The sequence below is a fragment of the Paenarthrobacter sp. 10N417 genome (assembly GCF_056394745.1).
In genome coordinates this window covers 1-12,785 of the sequence record NZ_JBFTIL010000014.1, presented here as the reverse complement: position 1 = coordinate 12,785, position 12,785 = coordinate 1, and the positions used below count along the sequence as shown (strand labels likewise).

General features: G+C 61.6%; 12 protein-coding genes and 1 pseudogene. 4 read left to right on the top strand and 9 right to left on the bottom strand.

Annotated elements, in window-relative coordinates; all coding sequences use genetic code 11:
* Positions 1-26: 26 nt before the first annotated feature.
* Together AC1DCM_RS16790 and AC1DCM_RS16785 are read left to right on the top strand one after the other, a co-directional pair.
* A complete protein-coding gene (locus AC1DCM_RS16790) occupies positions 27-1,292 on the top strand; it encodes an APC family permease (RefSeq protein ID WP_477519084.1) in 1,266 nt (421 codons plus the stop codon).
* A 312-nt stretch (positions 1,293-1,604) separates the two neighbouring features.
* Entirely contained in the window at positions 1,605-2,867 is a 1,263-nt protein-coding gene (locus AC1DCM_RS16785; RefSeq protein ID WP_477519083.1) for a plasmid pRiA4b ORF-3 family protein, read from the top strand.
* Positions 2,868-2,877: 10 nt separating this feature from the next.
* Here the strand turns inward: AC1DCM_RS16785 and AC1DCM_RS16780 are convergent, their stop codons facing one another.
* The 3 genes from AC1DCM_RS16780 to AC1DCM_RS16770 form a co-directional block, all read right to left on the bottom strand.
* Complete coding sequence (locus AC1DCM_RS16780) at positions 2,878-3,306, bottom strand: MarR family winged helix-turn-helix transcriptional regulator (protein WP_477519082.1); 429 nt, start codon at positions 3,304-3,306, stop codon at positions 2,878-2,880.
* Positions 3,306-3,722, bottom strand: coding sequence for an SRPBCC family protein (locus AC1DCM_RS16775; protein WP_477519081.1), 417 nt, complete (start codon positions 3,720-3,722; stop codon positions 3,306-3,308). Before AC1DCM_RS16775 ends, AC1DCM_RS16780 begins: the two co-directional genes overlap by 1 nt.
* 80 nt (positions 3,723-3,802) lie before the next feature.
* Positions 3,803-4,540, bottom strand: coding sequence for a hypothetical protein (locus AC1DCM_RS16770; protein WP_477519080.1), 738 nt, complete (start codon positions 4,538-4,540; stop codon positions 3,803-3,805).
* 228 nt (positions 4,541-4,768) lie between these two features.
* On the opposite strand from AC1DCM_RS16770, the gene AC1DCM_RS16765 reads away from it, so the two are divergent.
* Complete coding sequence (locus AC1DCM_RS16765; RefSeq protein WP_477519079.1) at positions 4,769-5,965, top strand: low temperature requirement protein A; 1,197 nt, start codon at positions 4,769-4,771, stop codon at positions 5,963-5,965.
* Here AC1DCM_RS16765 and AC1DCM_RS16760 read toward each other — a convergent pair.
* The 5 genes from AC1DCM_RS16760 to AC1DCM_RS16740 form a co-directional block, all read right to left on the bottom strand.
* On the bottom strand, positions 5,957-6,178 hold the full coding sequence (locus tag AC1DCM_RS16760; protein ID WP_442002562.1) for a hypothetical protein: 222 nt from the start codon (positions 6,176-6,178) through the stop codon (positions 5,957-5,959). The two genes, AC1DCM_RS16765 and AC1DCM_RS16760, sit on opposite strands and share 9 nt — an antisense overlap.
* A 65-nt stretch (positions 6,179-6,243) precedes the next feature.
* On the bottom strand, positions 6,244-6,705 hold the full coding sequence (locus tag AC1DCM_RS16755) for an Hsp20/alpha crystallin family protein (protein ID WP_442002563.1): 462 nt from the start codon (positions 6,703-6,705) through the stop codon (positions 6,244-6,246).
* 156 nt (positions 6,706-6,861) lie between these two features.
* Positions 6,862-7,749, bottom strand: coding sequence for an SGNH/GDSL hydrolase family protein (locus AC1DCM_RS16750; RefSeq protein WP_477519078.1), 888 nt, complete (start codon positions 7,747-7,749; stop codon positions 6,862-6,864).
* Positions 7,750-7,835: 86 nt separating this feature from the next.
* The gene (locus AC1DCM_RS16745; protein ID WP_477519077.1) at positions 7,836-9,185 is read right to left on the bottom strand and encodes a UDP-glucose dehydrogenase family protein; all 1,350 of its coding nucleotides are present in this window, start codon (positions 9,183-9,185) and stop codon (positions 7,836-7,838) included.
* Positions 9,182-10,348 (bottom strand): glycosyltransferase family 4 protein, encoded by a 1,167-nt coding sequence (locus AC1DCM_RS16740; RefSeq protein WP_477519076.1) that lies wholly within the window; start codon positions 10,346-10,348, stop codon positions 9,182-9,184. Before AC1DCM_RS16740 ends, AC1DCM_RS16745 begins: the two co-directional genes overlap by 4 nt.
* A gap of 207 nt (positions 10,349-10,555) precedes the next feature.
* Between AC1DCM_RS16740 and AC1DCM_RS16735 the strand changes: the two genes are divergently transcribed.
* Entirely contained in the window at positions 10,556-12,406 is a 1,851-nt protein-coding gene (locus AC1DCM_RS16735) for an FG-GAP-like repeat-containing protein (RefSeq protein WP_477519075.1), read from the top strand.
* A 138-nt stretch (positions 12,407-12,544) separates the two neighbouring features.
* Here AC1DCM_RS16735 and AC1DCM_RS16730 read toward each other — a convergent pair.
* Positions 12,545-12,785: pseudogene (locus AC1DCM_RS16730) on the bottom strand (hypothetical protein); the annotation flags it as partial.

The window sequence follows — 12,785 nt, the reverse complement described above, 5'->3', positions numbered from 1 at the left end:
CAGACCTTGATGCGTGAAGGGTTTTCGTGAGCAATTCCCCGGCCTTGGCCCGCCGCCTCGGCACCTTCGATGCTTCGCTCATTGGCTTAGGCTCCATGATCGGTGCCGGGGTCTTCGCAGCCTTCACACCAGCCGCAGCGGCAGCAGGATCCGGGCTGCTAATTGGTCTGGTTGTTGCGGCCTTCGTGGCCTTCTGCAATGCCACGTCCTCCGCGCAACTTGCTGCCAGATACCCCACCTCCGGCGGAACATACGTCTACGGACGTGAACGGCTTGGGCCGTGGCCCGGGTTCCTTGCCGGGTGGGGATTCGTGATCGGCAAGACGGCCAGCGCCGCAGCCATGGCTATGACCTTCGCAGCCTATGCAGCACCGGCAGGTTGGGAGCGTCCGGTGGCGATTGCCGCCGTCGTAATTTTGACGGCTGTGAACTATCACGGCGTGACTCGCACAGCGGGACTCACGCGAATTTTGGTGGTTGCCGTCCTTGCCGCTCTGGCGGTAGCCGTGGCGGCCGTTTGGGGTGGTTCCGGACCTGACTTCAGCAACTTTGTGGGGGAGGGACTGCTGGCGCACGGCTGGTACGGCATATTGCAGTCGGCCGGGCTGTTGTTCTTTGCCTTCGCTGGCTACGCGAGGATCGCGACGATGGGGGAGGAGGTCCGTGAGCCTCGCCGCACCATACCTCGCGCCATCAGCATCGCCCTGGGAATCACAATCGTCATCTATGCCCTGATAGCGGTCACGCTGTTGGCGGCACTGGGGCCCGACGGTGTTTCCGGGACGCCGACACCCCTCGCCGATGCCGTCACTTCTGGTGCGATGTCTTGGGCTGCTCCCGTTGTTCGGATCGGAGCCGCAGTTGCGTCTTTGGGTGCTCTCCTGGCGCTGATCGCAGGGCTGGGCCGGACGAGCCTGGCGATGGCCCGCGAGCACGACCTCCCGCACTGGCTCGCGGCAGTTCATCAGCGGTATAAGGTTCCCCACCGGGCGGAAACAACGCTAGCCGTGGTGATTTGCCTGATCATTTCCGTGGCTGACCTCAGGGGCGCCATCGGTTTCTCGTCGTTCGGTGTGCTGCTTTATTACCTGATTGCGAACATTGCGGCCTTCACCCAGCCCGTCGAGGACCGCCGCTATCCGAAAGCACTTCAAGTGGCTGGAGCTGCTGCCTGCGTGGCGTTGGTTGCTACGCTGCCGCCGCTCTCTGTCGGGCTCGGTGTGCTGATGTTCGTTTTAGGCATCGTGTTCCGGGTGATCCGTTTGCGCCGGGGTCACTCCCGCGCTCGATAAGCCATACTCCGGCAACCAGGCTGGGCACGACTCCACCTGGGGGTTAATAGGTGGAGCCGTGCCGTTGTGCCTTCTTCGCCTGGGACGAGTGGGGTACCCGCCGGACACCGGGTTTCCCGTCCCGAAGGCACAACAGGAGACTATGGCCGGGAATAGTGGTCTAGGTGCTTGTTCGTTCGCTCTAGGTACTGATAAACGAGCAAATTCGGGGTTTCCATGGTGCATCCATCCAAAAATGAGTGTTTGCCGGGACGGACTAGGTGGTGGGACGCGATTGCGCCCTGCCCGGAGAGCACTGACACAATTAGGCGCATGGAGTCACCCACCCAAGTCCCCGCCGTCGAGCTGCGCATTTCCATCAGTGGAACGGACCCGCTGATTTGGCGGCAGGTCGTTCTCCCGGAGAGCGCCACGGTTGCCGAGCTGCACAGTGCGATTCAATGCGCATTCGATTGGAAGAACGCACATCTTTATGCCTTGGCCGGCCACGACCAGGCCGACAAGAAGCGGATCATCACCAGGCTCGCCGAAGATGACGACTCACCTGAAGGCTCGGAGGAGGCCAGCGGCGTTGAACTCCGCGAGTTGTTCGATTCAACCCAGCCTGGAAAGTCGTCCCTTGAATACGACTACGACTTTGGTGACAACTGGACTCACGAAATCGAAGTCGTGGGGCCCGCCCTAATTCTGGAATCGACTATTACGTGCACGGGCGGCGCAATGCGTGGTCCCCTCGAGGATTCGGGGGGAGTGTATGGATACGCCAATATTGTGCGGGCGGTCGGAGACCCAAGCCACCCAGAACATGCAGACATGGTGGGATGGCTGGAGTGGGTGACCAGCGAGCGGGCTGATCGCTTCGACCCGACGGCCTTCGACATGGAGGCTGTCAACGCTGAGCTCCATCGATTGGCTCAGAGATTGTGGCCAGAGGCGCCCACAGAGGAAGACATGGAAGTGGCGCTGGCTCCCATTAGTTGGCTCCTGAGGGAAGCCAATCCCGATGGGCTGGATCTAACCTCAGCAGGATGGCTCAAGCCGGCAATTGTTAAGCGAATGATGACCGAGCTCAATTGGGACGACGACTGGTTCGGACCGGGCCGCAACGAGGTTAACATCCCCGAGGTGAGAAACCTCCGGGAGCAATTGCAGGATTGGAAACTGCTGCGCAAGTCGAAGAACAAGTTGCTGCTCACTCCGCTGGGTCGGCGCGTTGTTCAAGACCCCGCCGCCCTGTGGGAGTTCCTGGCCAACCACTTCGCATCCCCGGACTCCCCGGTTGATAAGGTCGTCACTCAGCTCCTGGTCCTGTGGGAATTGTCCGGAGCGACGCCGGGCTACGCCACCATTGATGAAGCAGTTCGATCGGAACTTTCCATGCTCGGGTTCCGTGTATCCGAGGGCAATGGCCTGATTCCCCTAGAGCTGGCTCACGACCTCTTTTACGACGTGAAACGGCCGTTGGAATTTCTATCGCTATGGGGTCCGCGAATGTGGCGGCGACCTAACGCAAAGCTGTCCGACGCCGGCACCAAGTTTCTCCTCGACGTCCAGCGCCGCTTGGGTGACGGATAGCCGGAGGCCATCAATCGCTCGGATGCGCCAACTTTCGCAGCAGCGGTACAAGCTCACCGGCGGGCGCGGGTTCAAAGAACTGGGCGTCGGCGAGCTCCACTGCAGCGATTGCGCGTGGAGCCAGCTCAGCGCCTGCTTCTGTAACACGTAGCCGTTTGGCCCTCGTATCCGCGGGGTCGACTTCGCGCTCTATTAGACCTTTCAGCTCCAGGGTTCGAAGGACCTGCGAGGTCATCTTCACGTCGGTACCGGCCTGGCGGGCAACGGCGAGCTGATTGGGGTGTTCACCCTCTTTGTTGAGCCACCAGGTGCAGGCAAGAAGCACGAACTGCACGTGGGTGAGGCCGATCGGAGCCAGGACCGCAGCAATCTCGCGCTGCCAGCGAAGGGTGGCATGCCACAGCAGGAATCCGGGGCTCTCGCCCGGGCTGAGCGGCATCAGCGCTGCGCGAGTTCGACGAGCGAAGCCATGGTGTCGGGCCAGTCGGCCGTAATGGCAGGCCCAATCTCGGGGCCAACTTGGTCTGCGCCAGCACCGGTGATCTCCATCCTGTAGAGCACCCGGACGCGACCGCCGTCGAGCCTGTCCAAGCGGTGGGCGGTTCGGATCAGCAGCTCGTCGAAGCGTGCTTCGTCGACGAACAGCTCGCCGTCCACTACCTCCGCGATTCGCAACTGGATGGGTTCATCCCCGGGTGGCGTCATGAGGATCTGCGAACCCTCGGCGAAGGGACCATCGATCTCGACGCGTTCGATTTCGGCGTTCCAGGAACCCCAGTTCTCGACGTCGGACCAGAGTCGCCAGAGCGCCTCGGGTGCCGCGGTGGTTTCAATGCTGTGCTCGTAGTCCCACATGGTTGCCTCCTGAAGTAGATGGTCTACGCACAGACTATCTGTGCGCAGACCATCTTGTACAGTGGCAAAATCAGAGGCTGCTACTCGCAGCCGATACCGTCGTGGTCGTTGTCCAGGCCATAAATGTCAGAACCAACCACGGTCACTGGGCCTCTCACATAAGCAGGGCCGTTGCCTTTACCTCCAGCACAGTCGACGTCGGACGCAACCGGTACGCAGGCACCGGCATAGTTCGGGTCGCACCCACTTTGAACGCGTGGAGCTGGGGCAGCTTTCGCAGCAGCGGCTGCAGCAGCCTGATCGGCAGCAGCTTGATCTGCCGCTGCTTTTGCTGCTGCCGCTTGATCGGCAGCGAGTTTGTCGGCGGCAGCCTTGTCAGCCGCTGCCTTGTCCGCTGCAGCTTTCGCGGCTGCGTCCGCTGCCGCCTTTTCTGCCGCGGCCTTTGCCGCAGCGTCTGCAGCGCGTTGATCAGAAAGCTTTCCTGCTGTTGCTGAGTCCAGCCAGGCGAGTTTTCCCGATTGATCAATGGTGCAGATGTACGTTTCGCCGCCCACTGATTGGGTGTTCTTCTCTGTGGTGCAGGCTTTCCCGGCTATATTGCTCGGCGTGGGTGTGGGCGTCGGCGACGGAGAGGCCGACGCTGATCCCGAGCTGCTGCTTACCGAGCCAGCAGCTGCCATAGAGCCCGAACCGCAACCAGCCAGCAAAATCATCAGTGACCCGATGGCTGTGATTCCGAGTGCTTTACCGCGAAAACCCCGCGACGATTTGCCGCCGAAAAGCGAGTGTTTTACGGCGCGCGAAAGTTGTGTGTCCAATGTGTTGCCCCCTTAGAGTGCGCCCATGCGAAAAGGCGCGTGGAGCGACAGTAACACCGGTCACACTGGCCCCAACAGGAGAAGTCCTCTATGACTTAGCCCACCTCCCGGTCAAGAAGCGCCGCGCGAGGCGTCATCGCTGAGCAGTTCGTCGGCTGCGGGGTCGCCAGTGATGTTCACAGGAGTCCATGGCTGCCCATCCGGGCGTCGCGTGCCTAGCATTGGTAAATGATGGCTAAATCGTCGGGCTCCGTCGCGTGGACCAAGGATGCAGCCCGCGATCCCCGCAGGGTGCACTGGATGGAACTGTTCTTCGACCTCGTCTTTGTCGCTTTCGTGGGGCAGCTTGCCCATGGAATCCACGGTGACCCCGGTTGGGTCGAATTCGGAACTTTCGTCCTGCTCTTCTTCCCGGCGTGGTGGGCTTGGGTGAACATGGTTTCGGTCGTCAACCTCTTGCCGGCCCTGTCCTCCCGGGGGCTGGGCATGGCGATGCTGGCGGCGATGGCAGCTGCGAGCGTGATGGCCGCCGCCGCGCCGGCTGCGTTTGGCGAACGGGCGTGGGCCTTCTCGCTTGCCAACGCTGCCATGCGGGTCGTCCTCCTGGTCTTGTGGCTGCATCTGCACCGCCAACGATCCGGCGGTACGCCGGGGCGCATCTGGATATATAACGGCGGGACGGCCCTTCTTTGGCTCGTCGCCGCATTCCTGCCGCTCTACGTCGCGTTGATCCTGTGGGCGGCATCGATCGCCATCGAGGTTGGCATGGTGGCGGTCAGTGGACGCCTCTGGCCTGAGCGCGGCGTTGGTGGCATCAACATCGAGCATGCTTCCGAACGGCTAGGTCTCTTTGTCATCATTGTCCTCGGCGAATCCGTTCTCACAATCGTCAGTGAAGTGTCGAATGATTGGAGTCCGGGCGCCGGCATCGCCGGTGCGCTGGGATTTCTCATCGTGGCACTCCTGGGCTGGGCGTTCTTCCAGTATGGAACCGGGGCCATCACTGCGGGGCTCGAACGTCTGCAATCGCAGTCCGACTTCTCCGGGATACTTCAGACCACGCTGTTTTTGCCGTTTCTCCTGGTTGTGGGCGTGACAGCGATCGCCGCTGCGATCGCAACTGCCATTCCAGCACCGTTCGAGCATCTGCCGCTCGGTTCCGGGGTTTCGCTTGGTGGCGGAATCGCCCTGTTCTATGCGTGCAACGCGGTGGTGGCGCTTCGCTACGGCCAACCGCTTCGAATGGTAGTGCCGTGGGCGGTGCCCGCAGTGGTGGTCGCGTCCTTGCTCATACCGATCAACGCTGTGGTTTCGGCGGTTGTCATCCTGGTAAGTGCCGTGGTCCTCCTGCTTCTGGTCACGGCTTATGTGGAGTTCCGCAGACGACGGCGGCCGGCTGATGGATCTTTACGGCTCCTAACCTGAGCCCAACAACCACGATTGGTCAGTTTGGGGTTCCTCCGGGTGCCGGCGCAGCTTCCGGATCAGCAGTTCCAGCGGCAACACCAACACCCGAAGTACCGCTGCCACCAGCAACAGAATGACAAATAGAACTATGGCTGGCAGGCAAAACACGAACACCGTGATTGCAGTAATGAGATAACCGACGATATAAGCCGTCATCACTCCGGTGTCCACCGTGAGCTCCCGAAGATTGAATTACCAATAGGGGGTCTTGCCCGATGCAGGCACCGGGCCAGGGTCTAACGGGTTTCGGTGGGACCCGAGCTGGTGCCAGTGCTGGTGGACGAAGATGCGCCACGGCTGACCGGTATCTTCCGCGACTGTTTCTCTGATTGTTCCGGCACCGGAATCCGCACCTCAAGAACGCCATCCGTATACGAGGCATTGATGTCTTGTTCGGAGACCGCCGTCGGGAGCTTTACTGTTCGGGAAAAGGTGCCGTACCGGAATTCTGAGCGGTACCCCCTCTTATCCTTGTGTTCGGATTTCTCTTCGTGGCGCACAAGGATCTGCAGCTCGTCACCGGACAGGGTGATATCGACGTCCTTTTCAGGATTGATGCCTGGAACTTCGGCTTTGACCACCATTGATCCGCCGTCCCGATATTCCTCAACGCGGAGCCAGGAGCCGGTGTCTCCTTCAAGGAACCGACGGACAGGATCGGCGATGTCGCTGGCCGACCAACGAAGTAGATTGCTCATCGTGGTGCCTCCTGTTTGTTACCAGGCCCCGCGGACCGACCCCGGCGGGGCCTTAATCGGATCTACACCAATAAAATACGCCGAACGCGCATCGTTGTTAAGACGACTTTTGGCCTTGATGGAACCTCCCTGCACGGGCCCCCGGGGAACCTAAAGTTATCCCTCCACCAATGCCGCAGACGCTCCCGAAGCCTTCTCGCCGTCGAAGACGGGGCCTGCCGACGGCCGCTTCGCCCGGCGTTCCTCTCCGGGACCGTGGGGCCGAAGCTGCTTGAACACCCAAGGGAGAAAGTATGCCTTTGCCCATGCGAGGTCGCCGGCCCTGGCCTGACGCCAACTGCTTTCCGGCAGCTGTTTGGGTTCCAGCGGCCGGAGGGTGTGCGGGACGTTGAGTGTGTCCAGCACAGCGATGGCCACTGTGTGATGACCCAGGGGGGAGAGATGGAGCCGATCAGGGTCCCACATCCTCGGGTCCTTGAGCTGCCTCATAGCCCACAGATCTGTGATGAGTGTGCCGTGGCGGGCAGCAATAGCGCGAACGTTCTCGTTAAAGATCGCCACCTTGCCACGGTTACGTCCCAGCACAGGAGTGGATCCCCAGTCGGGTCCCGTAAACAAGACAATCGCCGCGCCCGTCTCAGCCAAGACGCTCACGCCGGTCTCAAGTTTGCTGGCCAGCTTGTCCGGATCGCTGCCATGGAACACCATGTCGTTCCCGCCTGCAGATAACGTGATCAGGTCTGGCTTCAGGGTTAGTGCCTGACCTATCTGCTGGTCGAGGATCTGCTGCATGAGCAACCCGCGCACGGCCAGGTTGGCATAGGCAAAATCCGGGTGATCGGCTGCGAGCTCTTCGGCAACACGGTCAGCCCAGCCGCGCAGCCCTCCGACGCTTCCTGGTTCGGGATCCCCAATTCCTTCGGTAAAGGAATCCCCAAGCGCCACATACCTGCTCCAAGGGTGCGAGCGGTTCTTGGTATCCTGCCCAGCACCCGCATTGAGATCAACAAGGCCATCGGGGGTAACCCGGCCACGCCACCTCATTGCCCTACCTCCTTGTAAGGAAAAAGGTTTCTTACAATGTGGATAACGGCAGTGCTGGTCGTGATGTTCCCGCGAACTCGAGTCGGCTATAGGAACATTTCCTCCGCCACCACTGACGCTCCAGTCCCTAACCCGCGGACGGTCCACCCCGCACTTCGCCACGCCTCAGCATCCAGTACGTTCCGAGCGTCCAGCACCATCCGGCGTCGTACGAGCGAGCCCGCAAACGACGGCGAGAGGGACACGTATTCGTCCCATTCGGTCAACAGCAAAACGAGTTCGGCGCCCTCGAGGGCGCGCTTGGTGGAGGCCTCGAAGCGGATCTGCGGGTAGCGGATCCAGGCGTTGTTGATGGCTTTGGGATCGGTGACGGTTACATGTGCGCCGGCAGAAGCGAGTTGCTGGGCGACGTCCAGAGCGGGGGAGTCGCGGATGTCGTCGGTGTCCGGTTTGAACGCTGCGCCGAGGATCGTCACCGTTCTGCCGGACAGGAAGCCGCGGCACATTTCCCTTGCCACCTCCACGGCGCGCGTGCGCTGGTCCAGGTTGATGGTGTCCACCAACGCCATCCATCGGTCCACGGATGGGACGGAAAGCTCGCGCGATTGGGCGCGGAACGAGCGGATGTCCTTGGGCAGGCAACCCCCGCCGAACCCGAGCCCCGCATGCAGGTACCGGTTGCCGATGCGCGGGTCCAGACCCATCGCCTCGCTAAGCTCGCTGACGTCAGCACCCGACGCGTCGCACAGTTCTGCCATCGCGTTGATGAAGCTGACCTTCGTGGCCAGAAACGCGTTCGACGCCGACTTGATCAGCTCCGCCGTCGCAAAGTTGCAGACCAAACGAGGAATGCCCGCGCTAATCAGCGGCTCGTACACGGCATCCAGAACGGCGGTCACGGGAGCTCCAGCGGCGGCACCCTTGCCGCCCGGGACGCCGTAAACCAGGCGATCGGGAACCAGAGAGTCCTTGACCGCCGTGCCTTGGCGCAGGAACTCGGGGTTCCAGCCGAGCAGGACGTCCGAGCGTCGGGCCAGGACCGCGCGCAGCGTCTCCACCGTGCCAACTGGCACCGTTGATTTACCCACGACGGCGGCACCCTTGGCCAAGTGGGGGAGGAGGCTCTTCGTGGCGCTCATCAGGTAGGAGAGATCGGCTGTGTCAGAGGTCTTGGACTGCGGCGTGCCCACGCAGAGGAAATGGACTTTGGCGTCGGCTGCCGCTGAGAAGTCAGTGGTGAACTTCAGGCGGCCCGTGGTACGGCCGTCGCTGAGCAGTTCATCCAAACCGGGTTCGTGGAAGGGAGCCAGCGCCTTGTTGAGCTGCTCAACCTTGTGGGAGTCGACGTCGATGCCCACCACGGTGTGGCCCATGGACGCGAGCGTTGCGGCGTGGACTGCGCCGAGGTAGCCGCAGCCGATCACGGAGATCTTCATGAGGAGGGTCCTTTGCTTGAGGTCAGTTCAGTGGGGCCGGCTTCGCTGGAAATGCCGGCGATGACTTCGTTGTAATGCCGCACCAGGTCGGCGCTGAGCACGGGCCATGTCCGGCCTTGGACCGAAGCGGTTGCTGCCGCTGCGAACGCGCGGCGCTTGGCGTCGTCGCCCATCAGGTCCTGAACGTAGCCGCGCAGTTGAGTGAGGTTCCCCGGCTCGTACAGCCAGCCGGTGCGGGAGTTTTCCACGAGGTCAAGGGGGCCGCCGCGACCGGTCGCGACTACAGGAACGCCCGATGCCATGGCTTCCTGAATGGTCTGGCAGAAGGTCTCGAACTCGCCGGGATGCACGAAGAGATCGAAGCCTGCCACAGCTTGCGCCAGGGCATCTCCGCCGAGGAAGCCCGTGAAGTGGGCGTTGGGCAGGGCCGTTTGGAGTGCTTCCCGTTGGGGACCATCGCCAACAATCACCAGCTTCGTATCCGGCAGGTCCGCCAGCACGGCGAGGTCTTCCACCTGCTTCTCCACCGCTAGGCGGCCGACGTAGCCGATGATCCGCTGAGCGTCCGGCGCTACCGAGCTGCGCCACGCCGTCGAACGTTTCGCCGGGTTGAAGCGCGCGGTGTCCACGCCGCGGCGCCACATGTCCACGCGCAGGATGCCGCGTCCGCGCAACTGGTTCAGCGCGAACGTGGACGGCACAAGGGTTCGCGTGGCCAGAAGATGGATGTTGTCCACGCGGTTCCACGCCCAGTTCTCCAGGAACGGCACGCCATAGCGGGCGGCGTAGCTGGGAACCTCGGTTTGGTAGATCGCAACCGTCGGGATCCCGAGCTGATCGGCGGCCTGCACCGCGCGCCAGCCGAGGACGAATGGGGAGGCGAGATGAACGACGTCGGGGGCGAAATCGGCAAGGATTCGCTTGACCCGATTCACACCACCCAACGCAACCCGCACATTCGTGTAACCGGCCAGCGGCACTGAGGGAAGCCTGTGCACATACGCACCCTTGACGACGCTCGAAACATCAGTGTCCGACGTCGACGGCGCGATCACCATCACCTCATCCCCGCGCTCCTGCAGATGCTCCAGCACCCGCAGTATCGAATGGGTTACCCCATTCATCAGTGGCAGGAATGATTCGGCGACGATTGCGATCCTCACGCCTTCAACGGTGGTCGGAGCGGTTGGCCTTGTGGGTTCGAACTGGTGGCCTGTGGAGGAAGAGTTGGTTAACAGGAGGGTGTCCTGTTTGTCGGAGCCGCCCGGTAGACTCCCGTTCTATGACGCGCCGCCGCGTCTCGACTTTTGGGGGGTCTTGCCATGTTTGCTGCTGGGGGTCTTGCGGGTGCAGTTCTGGGTAGTGCAGGCGTGACCGGAACTTTTAGGTCAAGGATCAAGCGGGCGACGGCGGTCTGGGCGCTTGCGGCCGCAATGGCACTCTCGCTTCTGCCCGGCTCGCCCGCGGAGGCGGATATCGCGACCGATAACCTTATGGTTGGGGCCGCCCCTCATGCCATGGCAGTGAACTCTGTGACCAACATGGTGTACGTGGCTACCGACGACGGCCTGTCGGTCATCAACGGAGAGTTGAAGGGGGCCACGACGTACAACAACACCATTGATGCGGTGGATGTTGCAGTCAACACGGTGACCAACAAGATCTATTTCAGCAACGCTCGGGGCACAGCTACGGTGATGGACGGCGATACCAATAGCCTGACATCAATCCCCATCGGCGGTGATCCCACGGCGGTGGCCGTGAATGAGATCACCAACAAGGTCTATGTGGGCTTCAGTAATGGAGTGGCGGTAGTTGATGGTGCGAGCAATGCCACCACATTGATTCCCATCTATGGTCCCGTTACGGACATCGTGCTCAACGAAACGTCCAATAAGATCTTCGTCCTGACCGGCGGAAGCGTGACGGTTATTGATGGGGAGACCAATACAGCGTCATCCATTGTGCTCGGTTCCGCGCTGTCTGCCATTGCCCTCAATGAGAAAACCAACAGGATCTATGTGTCGTCAGCTTCCCGGTACCAGGCCTCGCTGTACGTGCTGGATGGAGGGACAAGCAGCATCATCGCGACCATTCCTACGGCTGGGATGCTCGGACAGATTGCAGTCAACCAAGTGACCAATCTTGTTTACGTATCGGTTGTTGGCATCGACGGGAGCGGGTCCTCGGTGCTGTTGATCGATGGGGAAAGCTACGCCGGAAGCCTGACAATTGGTACCGGGCTCGACCCCCGGACACTGGCCGTGAACCAAACGACCGACAAGATCTACGTTCCAACTGGCAGTGGCGGGGTGACCATTATTGATGGTCGAACCCGCTCAACCAGCACGGTTCCGGCGGGTGTGGAACCTGCCGTTGCAGTCGTTAACGAACTAACAAACATCACGTACATTGCCAATAAACGTACAGGCTCGGTGACCGTGATCGACGGGTCAGTCCAGGTTCCCACCAAGAATGATTTTGACGGTGATCGGAACACGGATGTACTGGCCCGGGACGGCCAAGGTGACCTGTGGTTGTATCCCGGGAACGGTGCTGGATACTGGCTGCCAAGGGTCCAGATCGGGCGGGGCTGGAACATCATGACGGCCATGCTTACGCCAGGAGATTTCGACGGCGACGGCAACGCCGACGTCCTGGCGCGCGATGACAAGGGCTTGCTGTGGCTGTATCCGGGAGACGGCTCGGGTGGGTGGTTCGCTCGCGAGCAAGTTGGCACCGGGTGGTCCGGCATGACGGCCATTATCAGCGCGGGCGACTTCAATGGGGATCATGCAGTGGACGTGGCAGCGCGCGACGGTGCTGGAGTGCTGTGGCTATACCCCGGCGACGGTTCGGGGGGTTGGCTCCCGCAATCACCCATAGGCGTCGGATGGTCCTCCATGGACGGAATCACGGGCCTCGGTGACTATAACGGCGACGGGACAGCTGATCTGGCTGCCCGTGATGCCTCCGGCTATCTGTGGCTTTATCCCGGGAACGGGCGCGGTAAGTGGCTACCAGTCGTCATGATCGGCCAAGGCTGGGACGACATGACAACCATCTTTGGGCCAGGCGACTTCAATGGCGGCGGCCCGGTTGACATCATGGCCCGGGACTCAGCCGGGGACCTGTGGTTGTATGCCGGAAGCAGTGCGCCGCGCTGGCCTTCTGGCAGCAAAGTGGGGCAGGGCTGGAACGCAATGACCGCGATCTTCTGAGGACCGGTCTCTGCTGCTTTCTGTGCGCTGAGGCCCTGTTGCCTCATTGCAATACCTCCGGGAAGAGTAATACGTTGCCTCATTTGAAAACCTCCGGATGAGTGGCTTCGTTGCCTCGTTGAAGAACCTCCGGATTGCCTAGCCGTTCCAGGCTCGGTTTACCGGTTTGAGGGGTGCTGGTTTCTTGACCAGGGCCAGTGTTTCCAGCTGTCCGGTGAGCGCCAGAATCTGACGTGAGAGGGCTCCGGGCTTGATGCGTTTGAAGGCGGCGTTCATCTGGATGACCGGGCGTTTGTGCATCCGTTCATGCCGGATCGCGCGTTGGTGGGGTGTGGCTGGCGCGTCGTGTTTCTTGGTGACTTTCGCGCCGTGCCGCTGC